General features: G+C 70.6%; 13 protein-coding genes. 6 read left to right on the forward strand and 7 right to left on the reverse strand.

Features of this window, described 5'->3' with window-relative positions; genetic code table 11:
- Nucleotides 1-53 precede the first annotated feature (53 nt).
- Both LNW72_RS24655 and LNW72_RS24660 read left to right on the forward strand, forming a co-directional pair.
- The gene (locus tag LNW72_RS24655; RefSeq protein ID WP_250977362.1) at nt 54-755 is read left to right on the forward strand and encodes a response regulator transcription factor; all 702 of its coding nucleotides are present in this window, start codon (nt 54-56) and stop codon (nt 753-755) included.
- A 191-nt stretch (nt 756-946) separates the two neighbouring features.
- Nucleotides 947-2392, forward strand: a complete 1446-nt coding sequence (locus tag LNW72_RS24660; protein ID WP_250977363.1) for a HAMP domain-containing sensor histidine kinase — start codon at nt 947-949, stop codon at nt 2390-2392.
- Between the two features lie 7 nt (nt 2393-2399).
- Here the strand turns inward: LNW72_RS24660 and LNW72_RS24665 are convergent, their stop codons facing one another.
- A complete protein-coding gene (locus LNW72_RS24665; RefSeq protein WP_250977364.1) occupies nt 2400-3662 on the reverse strand; it encodes an MFS transporter in 1263 nt (420 codons plus the stop codon).
- Nucleotides 3663-3739: 77 nt separating this feature from the next.
- Between LNW72_RS24665 and LNW72_RS24670 the strand changes: the two genes are divergently transcribed.
- Nucleotides 3740-4291 carry a MarR family transcriptional regulator gene (locus LNW72_RS24670; RefSeq protein WP_250977365.1) on the forward strand — a complete coding sequence of 184 codons (552 nt, stop codon included), beginning with the start codon at nt 3740-3742 and terminating at the stop codon, nt 4289-4291.
- A gap of 29 nt (nt 4292-4320) precedes the next feature.
- Entirely contained in the window at nt 4321-5169 is an 849-nt protein-coding gene (locus LNW72_RS24675) for a carboxymuconolactone decarboxylase family protein (protein ID WP_250977366.1), read from the forward strand.
- Nucleotides 5170-5292: 123 nt separating this feature from the next.
- Here LNW72_RS24675 and LNW72_RS24680 read toward each other — a convergent pair whose 3' ends face one another.
- Nucleotides 5293-7428 (reverse strand): M4 family metallopeptidase, encoded by a 2136-nt coding sequence (locus LNW72_RS24680; RefSeq protein WP_250977367.1) that lies wholly within the window; start codon nt 7426-7428, stop codon nt 5293-5295.
- A gap of 235 nt (nt 7429-7663) precedes the next feature.
- Between LNW72_RS24680 and LNW72_RS24685 the strand changes: the two genes are divergently transcribed.
- Nucleotides 7664-8596 (forward strand): hypothetical protein, encoded by a 933-nt coding sequence (locus LNW72_RS24685; RefSeq protein ID WP_250977368.1) that lies wholly within the window; start codon nt 7664-7666, stop codon nt 8594-8596.
- A 66-nt stretch (nt 8597-8662) separates the two neighbouring features.
- Here the strand turns inward: LNW72_RS24685 and LNW72_RS24690 are convergent, their stop codons facing one another.
- From LNW72_RS24690 to LNW72_RS24710, 5 genes are all read right to left on the reverse strand, one after another.
- Entirely contained in the window at nt 8663-9445 is a 783-nt protein-coding gene (locus LNW72_RS24690) for a succinate dehydrogenase iron-sulfur subunit (RefSeq protein ID WP_250977369.1), read from the reverse strand.
- A complete protein-coding gene (gene sdhA, locus LNW72_RS24695; protein WP_250977370.1) occupies nt 9445-11199 on the reverse strand; it encodes a succinate dehydrogenase flavoprotein subunit in 1755 nt (584 codons plus the stop codon). Before sdhA ends, LNW72_RS24690 begins: the two co-directional genes overlap by 1 nt.
- 27 nt (nt 11200-11226) lie before the next feature.
- Nucleotides 11227-11694, reverse strand: coding sequence for a succinate dehydrogenase hydrophobic membrane anchor subunit (locus tag LNW72_RS24700; protein WP_250977371.1), 468 nt, complete (start codon nt 11692-11694; stop codon nt 11227-11229).
- Between the two features lie 2 nt (nt 11695-11696).
- Nucleotides 11697-12077 (reverse strand): succinate dehydrogenase, cytochrome b556 subunit, encoded by a 381-nt coding sequence (sdhC, locus tag LNW72_RS24705; RefSeq protein WP_138352242.1) that lies wholly within the window; start codon nt 12075-12077, stop codon nt 11697-11699.
- Between the two features lie 256 nt (nt 12078-12333).
- Nucleotides 12334-12864, reverse strand: coding sequence for a 2-oxo-4-hydroxy-4-carboxy-5-ureidoimidazoline decarboxylase (locus tag LNW72_RS24710; RefSeq protein WP_250980294.1), 531 nt, complete (start codon nt 12862-12864; stop codon nt 12334-12336).
- Between the two features lie 152 nt (nt 12865-13016).
- On the opposite strand from LNW72_RS24710, the gene LNW72_RS24715 reads away from it, so the two are divergent.
- Nucleotides 13017-14543, forward strand: coding sequence for a glycoside hydrolase family 20 protein (locus LNW72_RS24715; protein WP_250977372.1), 1527 nt, complete (start codon nt 13017-13019; stop codon nt 14541-14543).
- Nucleotides 14544-14552: the final 9 nt, after the last annotated feature.

Raw genomic sequence — 14552 nt, forward strand, 5'->3', positions numbered from 1 at the left:
CTCCCAAGTTGTCTCCAGTGGGTCTGTGGGGCATCCCTGCTGATAATCGAGTCATGGAGAACCCAGAGAGCCCGGCCACCGTGCTGATTGTCGAGGATGAGCCGGGCATCGCGGACATTCTCCGAATTACCCTGAAATACCACGGCTTTACGGTGTACACCGCCGCCACCGGCCGGCAGGCCGTCATCGCCGCCCGCGAGCACCGGCCCGATCTGGTGCTGCTCGACGTGATGCTGCCGGACGGCAACGGCTGGGAGGTCTGCCGCACGCTGCGCGCCGAACGCGACGACCTCGCGGTGATCTTCGTGACCGCCCGGGACGCGCCGCGCGACGTCGTGGGCGGGCTCGCCCTCGGCGGCGACGACTACATCACCAAGCCGTTCGGTGTGGACGAGGTCGTCGCCCGGGTGCACGCCGTGCTGCGCAGGACCCGGCGCGAACCGGAGGCCGTCGACCCGGTGCTGCGCCACGGTGACCTGGAGATGGACGAGACGACGTTCACCGTCCGCCGCGCCGGCGAGCCCGTCGATCTGACCCCCACCGAGTACAACCTGCTGCGGCACCTGCTGCGCAACGCCGGGCGGATCGTCACCAAGGAGCAACTGCTGCAGCACGTCTGGCAGTACGACACGGTCGTCGAATCGACCGTCGTCGAGACGTACATCAGCTACCTGCGGCGCAAGCTCGACCGGCTCGGGCCGCCGCTGATCGAGACCCGCCGCGGCATCGGCTACGGGCTGCGGGCGCTGGCATGAGGCTCGGGTTCGGGACGTTCGGGTTCGGCGCGGGCGCCGCCGGATCGCGGCGCGGATACGGCACGTACGACGGTGGAACCGGCGCTGGAATCGGTGGTGGACGGGGCGCTGGACGGGGCGGCGGAAAGCCGCGCCCGGACGGCAAACGCTGTTTCTGGCCGCGCCCCCGCTCGCTGCGCGGGCGCTTCACGATGGCCAATGTCACCTTCCTCGCCATCGGCCTGGTGATGGCGGGCTCCGCCAGCCTCATCGGCATGTACACCATGCTGATCGGCGAGATAGACGACTCGCTGAAGACCTCCCAGAGGGCGCTGTCCTCCACGCCGTTCACCAGTGGCGGGCTGCAGCAGCTGTGCACGATGGCCGGCATGCTGCAGACCAACGACGGGAACAAGGTCGTCGCCCAGGCCTTCGACCAGGACCTCTTCCTGGTACTCGACTCGCACGGCCGGATCTCCACGGTGTGCGAGGGCAACGTGGCGAACCTCGGCGACGAGCGCCGCAGTCTCGCGGCGGCCATGCCGGACCCGAAGGCCCTCGCGGACTCCAAGGACGCCGCGACCGTGCACAGCGGCGGCAGCTACTACCGGGTGGTGGTCTCCCGGCTCGGCGACGGCACCATGGTCGTCAAGGGGATGCGGCTCAACGGGGTGCGGCGCGCGGTCGGCCATCTCTTCATCGTCGAGGTCATCGACAGCGTCGTGCTGCTCGGCCTGCTCGCCATGGGCTCGCTGACCGCCGCCCGCCGGCGGCTGCAACCGCTGGAGGACATGGTCGAGACGGCCTCCGCCATCTCCGAGGGCGACCTCTCCCGGCGGATCGCCACCGCCTCGCACGGCAGCACCGAGGTCGAGCAGCTCAGCGCGGCCCTCAACGCCATGCTCCAGCAGATCGAGACGGCGCTCACCAGCAGCGAGCGCGCCACCGCCCAGCTCCGCCAGTTCCTCGCCGACGCCTCCCACGAGCTGCGCACGCCGCTCGCCTCGGTGCGCGGCTACCTCCAGCTCTACGAGAAGGGCATGCTCGACCCCGACGAGAAGGACCGTGCCCTGACCCGGGTCTCCGCCGAGGCGCTGCGGATGAGCCGCCTCGTCGACGAACTCCTCGCCCTCGCCCGGCTGGAGGACCGGCCGGCGCTCGCGCCGCGCCCCGTCGACCTCTCGCAGCTGGTCAGGGACGGTATCGCCGATCTCGCCATGCAGCAGCCGCAGCGGCCCGTCGCGTTGGTGCTGCCGGGCTGTGTGGAAGTGCTGGGGGACGAGGCGCAGTTGCGGCAGATCCTCGGCAACCTGCTCAGCAACGTCCGTGTGCACACCCCCGCGGACTCCCCGGTGACCGTGGAGGTCGTCCGCCGGGACGAGGACGTCCTGCTGCGGATCACCGACTCCGGTCCCGGCCTCTCCCCGCAGGACGCCGCCCGCGCCTTCGACCGGTTCTTCCGCGCCGACCCCGACCGGGCCCGGGACACCGGTGGCGCCGGCCTCGGCATGTCGATCGTGCAGGCCGCCGTCGACGCCCATCACGGCTCGGTCCGCCTCGACACGGCCCCGGGCACCGGCCTCACGGTCCATGTCACCCTCCCGTCGGCCCGGCCGGCCGAACTCGTGGTGGAGAGCGACGCGGTTCCGGGACGTTAGAGCCCGCTCAGGCCCGGCCGGCGGTCGAGGGGACCGGTGGCGTGGCGGCTACGGGCGTCCGGCCGACCCGCCGCACCCCCGGCACCAGCGCCGTCCCCAGGCAGGCGGCCGCCACCAGTCCGGCCGCGACCGCCAGCGGGGTCGCCGTTCCCCACGCGTTGGCGGCGAGCGGCGCGGCGGCGTAGCCGACCGGCATCGCGGCCAGCGAGAGCAGCCAGTCGTAGGACGTGACGCGGGCCAGCACCCCGGCCGGGACGGCCTGCTGGACGGTGGTCTCCCAGACCGGGTTGAGGAAGCCGAGCGCGCAGAGGGCGAGGCCGTAGGAGGCGATGAGCAGCGGGGCGGGCGCGGCCAGCGCGAGCAGGATCAGCGGCAGTGCGTACGTCGCGAGGCCGAGGTTGGCCACCAGGACGGGGCGGGAGAGCTTGGCGCGGCTCGCCAGCAGGGACCCGACGACCAGGCCCGCGGTACCCGCCTGGAGCAGGTAGATCCAGACGTCGTCCCCGCCGAGCCGGTCGCGGGCGACGATCGGTCCGAGGGTGGCGAGGACCGCGGCGGCGCCGTTCCAGGTGGCGTGCGCGATCAGACTCGTCCAGTACCAGTCACGGGACCGCACCTCGGACCAGCCCTCGACCAGGTCGGCGCGCATCGAGCGGCGGGGGATGGGCGTGCGCCGGACGCGGATCGCGGTCAGCAGCGCCGCGCTGGCCGCGAAGGTCGCCGCGTCCAGCACGAAGGCCCAGCCGGGCCCCGCGGTGAACACCAGCAGCCCGGCGACGCCGGGCCCGCCGAAGAAGGCGGCGTTGCGGGCCGCGGCCATCAGGGAGTTGGCCTTCTGCCGTTCCGGTCCTTCGGTGGTGCCGGTGATCAGCGGTGAGGCGGTCGGCATGGCGAACGCGGAGGCGATGCCGCCGACCACCTCGGCGGCGGCTATGTGGAGCAGCTGCGGGTCGCTGCCGATGAGTTCGGCGCCGACGAAGAGCTGGGCGGCGCACCGGACGAGGTCGGTGGCCAGGGCGACCTTGCGGACGTCGAAGCGGTCGCCGAACACGCCGCCGAGGGGGAGCAGCAGCAGTTTCGGGACCATCGAGCAGCCGAGGACGACGGCGAGCGCGGTGGCCGATCCGTCGGTGGCCCGGGTGATGGCGATGGCCAGCGCGGCGGGGACGACGGCGTCGCCGAGGGCGGACAGGGTGCGGCCGATGAAGAGCAGGCGGAAGGCGGGCAGCCGGAGGGGGTGCGTGGGTGGCGCGGGCGTCGGTAGGGTCACGCGGAGAATGTATTTCGGTGCCGAACCTTTCGTCAACGAATAATTCGATGCCGACGGAACGGGCGTAGAGTGACGGCATGAGCCCTAGCGACGGCAGTGGCAGTGGCGGTGGCGGTGGCGGCCAGGACCGCGGCCGGGACCGGACCGACGAGCACGTCGAGCGCTGGCTGCCCGTCCTCCCCGACCTCGACCCCGACATCGAGGGCGCGGTCACCCGGATGAAGATGATCGCCCACCACCTGCGCCGCTTCCGGGACCAGTCGCTCGCCGACTACGACCTCCAGCGGCACGAGTTCGAGACCCTGCACGCGCTCGCGGGCCGCGGCGGCAAGGCCAGCCCCTCCGAGCTCGCCAACGACCTGGACATGGCGCCCGCCTCCGTCACCGGCCGGCTCGACACGCTCGCCCATCGCGGTTTCGTCCGCCGCACCCCCTCCGCGACGGACCGCCGCCGGGTCGACATCGAACTGACCGAGGAGGGCCGGGCGACCTGGCTCGGTTCGATGGACGTGCTCGGCCACGAGGAGTACCGGCTGCTCGGCGCGCTCGACGCCGACGAACGCCGGACGCTGTCCGACCTGCTCCGCCGGATCCTGCTGGCGGCGGAGGACGTACAAAGCTTGCGTTAGAGCTCACTCCAACCCGTACGTTCGATGCCATGGCCACCACAGACAAGAACACCGCCGCCGACGCCCCCTCCGAGCGCTACGCGCGCGGCCTCGCGGTACTGCAGCAGATCGCCGGCACCGAGCGGCCCGCCGTCCTCGACAGCCTCGCCGACATCGCCCCCGACCTGGCCCGGTTCACCGTCGAGTTCGGCTACGGCGACATCATCTCCCGCCCCGGCCTGACCCTCCCGCAGCGCCAGCTGGCCACCATCTCGGCGCTCGCCGCGATGGGCAACGCGGCCCCGCAGCTGCGCTTCCACGTCGACGGCGCGCTCAACATCGGCATCAGCCGGCGGGAGATCGTGGAGACCTTCATCCACGCCAGCGTCTACGCCGGCTTCCCGGCCGCCCTCAACGCCCTCACGGTCGCCCGCGAGGCGTTCGCCGCGCGCAAGGAGCCCGGCGACACGGACGCCGGCCCCGTCGCCCCGGCCACCCCCAGCGAGCCGGGCACCACCCGCTACGAGCGCGGCCTGGAGGCGCTGGCCCGCATCGACGGCCACGCCGGCGAGGCGGTCGTCGCCTCCCTCGAGGACATCGCCCCCGACCTGGCCCGCTACCTGATCGAGTACGCCTTCGGCGACATCTACTCCCGCACCGGCCTCGACCTCAAGTCCCGCGAACTCGCCAGCGTCGCCATGTGCACCGCCCTGAGCACCGCCGACCCCCAACTCCGCGTCCACATCCACGGCTTCCTCAACGTCGGCGGCACCGAGGACGAGACCGTCGAGATCATCACCCAGATGGCCGGCTACGCAGGCTTCCCCGCCGCCCTCAACGCCATCGCCGCCGCCCGCGCGGTCTTCGCCGACCGAGCGGAGAACGACCCGGAGCACTGAACGCGCCGTTCGTCAGGTGCCCGCCGCTCGCCCGCCCGCCCGCCGGACGCGGAAACGGCGGCGGCCCGGGCGGAAGGCCTATGCCGTTCCGTCCGGGCCGCCACCCCGTGGGGGGCAGGTGGGTCAGCCGTTGGTGACGGCGGTGTCGTCGATCAGGAAGCTGGTGGCGAGGGAGGAGTCCTCGGCACCGACGAACTTGATGGTGACCGTCTTGCCCTTGAAGGCGGAGAGGTCGAGCGTGCGCTGGGCGTAGCCGCCGGGGGTGGCGTTGGAGTACGTGGCCAGCGTGGTCGTCGTGGTGCCGGAGACGACCTGGGCCTTCAGGGTGTCGTAGACCGTGGAGCCGGACTCCTTGGTGGTGATGCCGAGCCAGAAGCTGAGCTTCGGGGCCGCCGCCGTGGCGGAGACCGTCACCGACTGGGACAGGGTGTCGGTGTGCGTGGTGCCGTAGCCGTCCAGCTTGGCGAAGTACGAGCCGGCGTGGGCGCCGGTGGCGTTGGTGATCACGCCGCTGGTCTGCGTCCAGCTGGTCGCGCCCGACTCGAAGCCCGGGTTGGCCAGCAGGTTGGTGCCGGTCGGCGGGTTGGTGCCGGTGCCGCCGCAGGTGGTGGAGGTCGCGGCGACGGCGGCTGCCGTCCAGGCCTTCTCGACCGCGGCGCACTGCGCGCTGGTGCCGCCGAAGAGGTCCTTGGCGGCCTTGATGCTCGCGGTGCGGGCGCCCGGGTAGTCGGTGGCGGCCGTCATGTACGTGGAGAGCGCGCGGTACCAGATCTTGCCCGCGTCGGCGTTGCCGATGCCGGTGACGGCCGGAGCGCCGCCGCAGGTCGGGCTGTTGCCGTACGAGGAGGAGCCGGAGCCGACGGCCAGCAGGTAGAAGAAGTGGTTGCCGACGCCCGACGAGTAGTGCGGGTCGAGGTTCTTGGTGCCGGTGGTCCAGCAGGACTGCGAGACGCCGTCCTTCTTCGGGTCGTCCATGTACCGCAGCGGCGTGGAGCTGATCTTCTCGCCGATGAGGTAGTCGGGCTTGTCCGCCGGGTTGTTGGCGTTGAACTCGACCAGGGTGCCGAAGATGTCGCTGGTGGACTCGTTGAGGCCGCCCGCGTCGCCGAAGTAGTTCAGGCCGGCGGTCGCGGCGGTGACGCCGTGGCTCATCTCGTGGCCGGCCACGTCCAGCTCGGTGAACGGCTTGTCGCCCACCTCGCCGTCGCCGTAGATCATGGAGAAGCTGTCGTCGTCCCAGCCGGCGTTGCCGTAGTTGACGCCGTAGTGGACGAAGGAGCGGGCGCCGACACCGTCGTTCTTGATGCCGTTGCGGCCGTGGACGTTCTTGTAGTAGTCCCACGTGGCCTGGATGCCGTAGTGGGCGTCGACGGCGACGGTGGCGCGGTTGTTGAGGGTGCCGTCGCCCCAGACGTTGTCGGTGTCGGTGAACGCGGCGCCCCAGCCGGCCGGCGGCGAGTCGTTGAGGACGGTCTTGTTCTGGGCGTCCCGCGTCTCCCCGTTACCGCGGGTCGGGTCCAGCAGCTGGTAGCCGCCGCTGACGCTGGTGGTGCCCAGCGTGACGTCGCCGACCTGGTAGCCGTGACCGGTGCCGGAGGCGGCGGCGCCCGCGACGGACGTGGCGGGCGCGGTCGCCTGGGTCCGGCCCGCGGCGACCGTGCTGATGAAGCTGTTCCACGACTGGCCGGCGGCGCCGGTCTGCGCGTTCACCAGGACGTGCAGGTGGCTCGGCGACTGGTCGGGGGCGGTGCCGTTGGTGACGACCTGCCAGACCAGCGTCGGCGTGGCCGTGGTGGCGTCGACCACCAGCTGGGCCGTGCTGCCGTGCTTGACGCCCTTGAACTTCTTGGCGGCCGTGGCGATGGCCTGCTTGGCGGTGATCTTCGGCGTGACCGACAGGTTCAGCGGCGCCGCCAGCGTCAGCGAGGCGTCGCGCGCGGTGCCGTCAGGAGCCGAGTGGACGACGACGTCGCCGCCCAGGACCGGCAGGCCCTGGTAGGTGCGGTCGAGGTGCACATGGCGCGAGCCGTCGGCGTCGACGGTCACGTCGCGTGACGTGAACACGTCGTGAGCGCCGGCCTTGACCAGCTGCGGGTGAGCCGCGACGGCGGAGTTCGCGTCGCGCAGTGCCTGAGCTTCGCTCGCCTTCGGCGGGATGGGCCGGGGGTTCTTCGCGGCGCTGGCGGGGGTGCCCGCCCCGGCTATCAGGAGCCCGCTGACCGCGAGGGTGAGGGTGCTGGCGAGTACAGATCGTTTCATGGCCAGGGAGCATGGCGGCGGCCGATGACCCGGGGCAACGGACTCCCAACTCTGTTTAATTGCGGGAGTTACAACAACTCGTTAAAGCATCTCCCACAAGCTGTGCAACGTCTGTGAACGCTAAATCTTTGGGTAAGACTGTTCACAGCGTGATGCGCGTCACCGGCCGTTTCCCGGCCGGTCGCTAACATGTGCCTCCCCCACACCCGGCACGCAGGACGGATGACCACCCCCTGTGACCTATAGACCGCTGCCTCCAGAAATCGCCGATGCGCTGCGCACCGGCCCCTTCGAAGCCGCCCTCGACGCCGCCGTCCGGGCCAGCGGACTCAGCATGGAACGTATCCGGCACCGGCTCGACACCCGGGGCGTCCAGGTGAGCGTCACCACGCTCAGTTACTGGCGCCGCGGCCGCAGCCGGCCCGAGCGCCCCCAGTCCCGGCAGGCCGTACGCCTGTTGGAGGAGCTGCTCGCCCTCCCCTCCGACTCCCTGGTCTCCCTGCTCGGACCGCAGCGCCCGCGCGGCCGCTGGGTCAACCGCCCGCCCGCCAACCTCGACGCCGCCCGCCTCTGGCAGGAGTACGAGAGCCTGCCGGGACTGCTCGGCGAGATGGGCTCCACCGACGACGGGCTCGCCCGGCTGGCGGTGCACGACCGGTACGAGATCGACGCGAACGGCTGCGAGCGGACCTGGACGACGACCATGGTCCTGCGGGCCGAGCGCGAGCGGGTGGACCGCTGCATGATCATCACCCGCGGCGACGACCCGGCCCGGGAGCTGCCCGTCCTCACCGGGGTGCGCAACGCCCGCCCCGGCCGGGTCCGGATCGACGGCTCTGTACCACTGGTCGTCGCCGAACTGCTGCTGGACCGGGTGCTCGGCAAGGGTGAGACCGAGGTCGTCGAGTACACCTACCGCATGCCGACCGTGGGCGCCCGCACCACCGAGTGCGGGCGCGGCTTTCCGGTGCCCGTCCGGCTCTACACGCTCGAAGTGCAGTTCCACCCGGACGCCGTCCCGTTCCGCAGCCACCGCTGCGTCGGTACCACCGGCGGCGGCCCGTTGCCCGCGGTCGAACCGGTCTGGATCAGCGCGTCGGGCCGGGCGCTGTTCTCCGTCGAGGACCCGCAGCCCGGTTTCCAGGCGCTGCGCTGGGAGTGGGAGTAACCGCGAGCGGGAACGGCCGAGGGCCCCGTCCGCCGTGGCGGAGAGGGCCCTCAGCTGCGGGACGTCCTAGAAACGGCGCGTGATGAGCGCGCGCTTCACTTCCTGGATGGCCTTCGTGACCTCGATGCCGCGGGGGCATGCGTCGGTGCAGTTGAACGTCGTGCGGCAGCGCCAGACGCCGTCCTTGTCGTTCAGGATCTCCAGCCGCTGCTCACCGCCCTCGTCGCGCGAGTCGAAGATGAAGCGGTGCGCGTTGACGATCGCGGCCGGGCCGAAGTACTGGCCGTCGTTCCAGAACACCGGGCACGACGACGTGCACGCGGCGCACAGGATGCACTTGGTGGTGTCGTCGAAGCGCTCACGGTCCTCGGCGGACTGCAGACGCTCGCGCGTCGGCTCGTTGCCCTTGGTGATCAGGAAGGGCATGACGTCGCGGTAGGCCTGGAAGAACGGGTCCATGTCGACGATCAGGTCCTTCAGGACCGTCAGGCCCTTGATGGGCTCGACCGTGATCGGCTTCTCCGGGTTGAGGTCCTTGATCAGGGTCTTGCACGCCAGCCGGTTGCGGCCGTTGATGCGCATGGCGTCCGAACCGCAGATGCCGTGGGCGCAGGAACGCCGGAACGTCAGCGTGCCGTCCAGCTCCCACTTGATCTTGTGGAGGGCGTCCAGGACGCGCTCCTTGGGATCGATCGGGAACTGGTAGTCGACCCAATCGACCGCGTCGGAGACCTCCGGGTTGAACCGGCGGATCCGCATCGTGACCGTGATCAGGTGACCGGCGGCGGCCTCGGCGGCGTCCAGGGCCTCCGAGTGTCCGGAGGACTTGTCGAGCGTCGGGGTGCTCATCAGTACTTACGCTCCATCGGCTGGTAGCGGGTCACCACGACCGGCTTGTAGTCGAGACGGATCGACTCGTTGCCGGCGGAGTCCGTCTCGCGGTACGCCATGGTGTGCCGCTGGAAGTTGACGTCGTCGCGGGTGGGGTAGTCCTCGCGGTAGTGACCGCCGCGGGACTCCTTGCGCGCCAGCGCGGACACGGCCATGACCTCGGCCAGGTCGAGCAGGTTGCCCAGCTCGATGGCTTCCAGCAGGTCGGTGTTGAAGCGCTTGCCCTTGTCCTGGACGGACACGTTCTTGTAGCGCTCGCGCAGGGCGCCGATCGTCTCGACGGCCGTCTTGATCGTCTGCTCGGTACGGAACACCATCACGTTGGTGTCCATGCACTCCTGCAGTTCCTTGCGGATGTCCGCGACCCGCTCGGTGCCGGTGTTGTTGCGCAGGCCCTCGACCTGGGCGACGACCCGGGAGGCCGGGTCCGCCGGCAGCTCGATGTGGTCCGTGGTCGCCGAGTACTCGGCGGCCGCGATGCCCGACCTGCGCCCGAAGACGTTGATGTCGAGCAGCGAGTTGGTGCCGAGGCGGTTGGCGCCGTGCACCGAGACGCAGGCGACCTCGCCCGCGGCGTACAGGCCCGGGACGACGGTGGTGTTGTCGCTCAGCACCTCGCCCTGGACGTTGGTGGGGATGCCGCCCATGGCGTAGTGCGCGGTCGGCTGGATCGGGATCGGGTCCGTGTAGGGCTCGATGCCGAGGTACGTCCGCGCGAACTCGGTGATGTCGGGCAGCTTGGCGTCCAGCTGCTCCGGCGGGAGGTGCGTGAGGTCGAGGTAGACGTGGTCGCCCTCGGGACCGCAGCCGCGGCCCTCACGGATCTCGGTGTAGATGGAGCGCGAGACGACGTCGCGGGAGGCGAGGTCCTTCATGACGGGCGCGTACTTCTCCATGAAGCGCTCACCGTCCTTGTTGCGGAGGATGCCGCCCTCGCCGCGGGCGCCCTCGGTGAGGAGGATGCCCATGCGCCAGATGCCCGTCGGGTGGAACTGGAAGAACTCCATGTCCTCCAGCGGCAGCCCGCGCCGGTACGCGACGGCCTGGCCGTCACCGGTCAGGGTGTGCGCGTTGGAGGTCACCTTGAAGAACTTGCCGGTGCCGCCGGAGGCGAAGATGACGGCCTTCGCCTGGAAGATGTGGATCTCGCCGGTGGCCAGCTCGTACGCGACGACGCCGGCGGTCCGCTGGACCCCGTCGACCTCGGTGAGGAGCAGGTCCAGGACGTAGAACTCGTTGAAGAACTCCACACCCTCCTTGACGCAGTTCTGGTAGAGCGTCTGGAGGATCATGTGGCCGGTGCGGTCCGACGCGTAGCAGGCGCGGCGCACGGCGGCCTCGCCGTGGCTGCGGGTGTGCCCGCCGAACCGGCGCTGGTCGATCTTGCCCTCGGGCGTCCGGTTGAAGGGCAGGCCCATCCGCTCGAGGTCGAGGACCGCGTCGATGGCCTCCTTCGCCAGGATCTCGGCGGCGTCCTGGTCGACCAGGTAGTCGCCACCCTTGACCGTGTCGAAGGTGTGCCACTCCCAGTTGTCCTCCTCGACGTTCGCGAGGGCGGCGGCCATGCCGCCCTGGGCGGCGCCGGTGTGGGAGCGGGTCGGGTAGAGCTTCGTCAGCACGGCGGTGCGGCTGCGCTTCGTCGACTCGATGGCCGCGCGCATTCCGGCGCCGCCGGCGCCGACGATGACGGTGTCGTACTTGTGGATCTGCATGGGGTTGTTTCCCTGTCCGTCCCTGGCCTAGCGGATGTTCGGGTCGAAGGTGAAGATCACCAGCGTGCCGAGCACGATCGTGAACGCCGTTGCGGTGAACAGCAGCGTCTTCAGCCAGAACCGGGTGTTCGCCTGCTCGGCGTAGTCGTTGATGACGGTGCGCAGACCGTTGCCGCCGTGCAGCATGGCCAGCCACAGCATGACCAGGTCCCAGCCCTGCCAGAACGGCGAGGCCCAGCGGCCGGCCACGAAGGCGAAGCCGACCTTGGTCACGCCGCCGTCGAGGACCAGCTGGATCAGCAGGTGGCCCAGCACCAGGACGACGAGCACGACACCGGACAGGCGCATGAACAGCCAGCCGTACAGCTCGAAGTTGGTGCGGGTGGCACGCGGAGAGCGCTTGGTGCGGGCGCGCGGCGCCTCGATGAGCGGCGCCGGGTTGTCCGGGTCGAACGAGGTGCTGGAGGAGCTGAGCTCCACGGAGTCAGTAGACATGCTCAGCTCCCGAACAGAATGCGTGCGGCGTGCCCGAGAACCGGGTAGATGGCCCCGATCATCAGCACGATCCAGACGCCGAGGACGGACCACAGCATCTGCTTCTGGTACTTCGGGCCCTTGGACCAGAAGTCGACGGCGATGATGCGCAGCCCGTTGAGAGCGTGGAAGAGGATGGCCGCTACGAGGCCGTACTCCAGCAGGCTGACAGGCCAGGTCTTATAGGTCGCGACGACCTTGTCGTAGTCCTCGGGGGAGACCCGCACGAGTGCGGTGTCGAGGACATGGACGAACAGGAAGAAGAAAATGAGGACACCGGTGACTCGATGAGCCACCCATGACCACATGCCTTCCCGGCCGCGGTACAGCGTTCCTGCCGGCACGGAAAACCCTCCGGGAGCGGTTTGGGGCCAGCCGGCTTCGGTGTCGGACGGGCCCGGCCGGGTACGGTCCACCGGCCCTGGCCATCGTAGCGACGCGTTGTCGGCTCCGTATGCCCGGGTAGGCCAGGTGTGATTGATCCCGCACGACTGGGTGAACGTCTGGGGGAACCTACGAATGAACGGGCGACCGGACGTAAGGGTCAAAGGCCGGTGGGCGTACGGGCGCAGACGCCTGCGGAGGTGGTGTTCCGCGGAGCTAGCGGTGCAGTTCCGCCGTGCTCTGCGCGTTCGATCGTTCCGCGACCAGCCGGGCGAGCCGCGCCCGGGTGATGCGGCGCAGCTCGTCGGCGGTGACGACCCGTTCCTCGTCCTCGTCGTTCGCCAGCCGGGCGCGGATTCCGGTCAGCACCTGGTTGAGGAGGCTGGCCGGGTCGTCGCCCTTGAGGGCGATGACGAAGACGTTGCCGAACTTGTTCTCGTACGCGGCCTGCGCGGCGCTCAGTGCGGTGTGCGTGGCCAGGCCGCCGCGGTGCGGCAGCGGGGTGGCCGCCTCGCAGGCCAGCGCCTCGGAGAGGTCGCCGGGGGTGAGGTCGTACGCCGCCTCGTCGGCCGCCGCGAGTAGCGACTCAAGATCCGGGTACGGGCGGTGCAGGGCCATCCGGCGGGCCCAGCGGTGGCTTCCGCAGCAGTCGCGCAGGGCGGCTTCCGCAGCGCCGAAGGGGGCCTCGTTGAGCCGGGCGAGCCCGGCGGCGAGGACGGGCCCCTGGGCCGGAGTGTCGGGGAACAGCGCTGAACTCCTGTCGGAAAAGCGGGGAAGCGTTACACGTTAGTGGGGCTTGTTCGACTCCGTCCGACGGATGAGTGGATTTCACCCGTACGGGATCGAAATATGTCACGAAGTGGACGAGCGAACGGGGATGATCTGCCATAACGTCCGGTATGGGGAAAATCTGGGCAGGGCTGGCGTTGTCGCTCGCCGCACTCACACCGGCCGTCGGCACACCCAACGAGGCACCGGCGCCCCGGACACTGCCGGTCATCCCCTCGGTGCGGGATTTCCAGCCGGCCGGATCCGGCGTCTTCCACCTCGGTCCGGGCACCCGGGTCCGCGCCGGCCGCGGCAGCGCCGCCGAGGACGAGGCGCGGCTGCTCGCCGGACAGCTGCAGGTCCCGTTCGGGTTCGACGACGCCAAGGGCGACGGGGACGGGCCGGCCGGGACCGGGGACATCACGCTGCGGATCGACGGTCCCGGCGCCGGGACCACGAAGAACGCCGCCGACGTGAACGAGTCGTACGTCCTCACCGCACGGAACGGGCAGGTCACCATCGACGCGCCCACCGACGCGGGGGCGTTCTACGGCACCCGCACCCTCCTGCAGACGCTGCGCGCCGGCACCGGGATGCCCGAAGGCGTCATCAAGGACGCCCCGGACCGGCCGCAGCGCGGCCTGCTGCTCGACATCGCGCGCAAGCCCTTCACCCGCGACTGGATCGAGGACCGGATCCGGCAGCTCGGCGACCTCAAACTCAACCAGCTGCATCTGCACTTCAGCGACGACCAGGGCTTCCGCATCGAGAGCAGCAGCCACCCGGAGATCGTGTCGCGGGACCATCTCAGCAAGGCGGACCTCAGAGCGATCATCGACCTCGCCGCGCAGCGCCACGTCACCGTCATCCCGGAGATCGACAGCCCCGGGCACCTCGGCGCCGTCATCAGGGCGCACCCGGACCTTCAGCTGTTCAACGCCTCCGGCAGGGCGCTGCCCGGGGCGATCGACATCTCGAAGGCCGCCTCGGCCCGCATGGTCGACGATCTGACCCGGGAGTTCGCGCCGCTCTTCCCCGGCCCGTACTGGCACCTGGGCGGCGACGAGTACCAGGCGCTGGTCGTCAGCGACCCGGAGACCTCGTACCCGCAGCTCGTCCCGCCGGGCGGGACCGTCGCGGAGGCGACGACCCGCTGGCTCAACGACCGCGAGGCGGTGGCGAAGAAGTTCGGCAAGCGGACCAAGGCGTGGAACGACGGATTCATCTCCACCCCGCGCGCCGTGCCCGACCGCGACCGCGAGGTCGAGTACTGGACGGGGAAGGAGCTGGGCGCCCGCGAGCCGCAGGAGTACCTCGACGCCGGCCGCAAGGTCGTCAACCTCAACGACGAGTACCTCTACTACGTGCTCGGCGAGCCGAACGACTTCACCTATCCGACCGGCGAGCGCATCTACAAGGAGTGGACCCCCGCCGTCCTGCGCGGCACCAGCGCGGTCGCCCCCTCGCTGGCGACGCCCGACCGGGTGCTCGGCGGCCGGTTCGCCGTCTGGTGCGACCAGGCGGACGCGCAGTCGCAGGACGAGGTGGCGCGGGGCATCCGGCTCCCGCTGAACGCGGTGGCGCAGAAGCTCTGGTACCCCGGGACGCCGCCCCTCTCCTGGCCGGCCTTCAAGGCGCTGGCCGACAAAGTGGGCTGACAGGTTCTC

Source organism: Streptomyces sp. RKAG293, from assembly GCF_023701745.1.
Classification (GTDB): Bacteria; Actinomycetota; Actinomycetes; order Streptomycetales; family Streptomycetaceae; genus Actinacidiphila.

Coding starts and splice junctions, on each gene's coding strand:
- sdhA (WP_250977370.1), bottom strand. CDS start 11,199: ATGCAGATCCACAAGTACGACACCGTCATCGTCGGCGCCGGCGGCGCC.
- LNW72_RS24700 (WP_250977371.1), bottom strand. CDS start 11,694: ATGTCTACTGACTCCGTGGAGCTCAGCTCCTCCAGCACCTCGTTCGAC.
- LNW72_RS24670 (WP_250977365.1), top strand. CDS start 3,740: ATGAGCCCTAGCGACGGCAGTGGCAGTGGCGGTGGCGGTGGCGGCCAG.
- LNW72_RS24690 (WP_250977369.1), bottom strand. CDS start 9,445: ATGAGCACCCCGACGCTCGACAAGTCCTCCGGACACTCGGAGGCCCTG.
- LNW72_RS24675 (WP_250977366.1), top strand. CDS start 4,321: ATGGCCACCACAGACAAGAACACCGCCGCCGACGCCCCCTCCGAGCGC.
- LNW72_RS24680 (WP_250977367.1), bottom strand. CDS start 7,428: ATGAAACGATCTGTACTCGCCAGCACCCTCACCCTCGCGGTCAGCGGG.
- LNW72_RS24715 (WP_250977372.1), top strand. CDS start 13,017: ATGGGGAAAATCTGGGCAGGGCTGGCGTTGTCGCTCGCCGCACTCACA.
- LNW72_RS24655 (WP_250977362.1), top strand. CDS start 54: ATGGAGAACCCAGAGAGCCCGGCCACCGTGCTGATTGTCGAGGATGAG.
- LNW72_RS24660 (WP_250977363.1), top strand. CDS start 947: ATGGCCAATGTCACCTTCCTCGCCATCGGCCTGGTGATGGCGGGCTCC.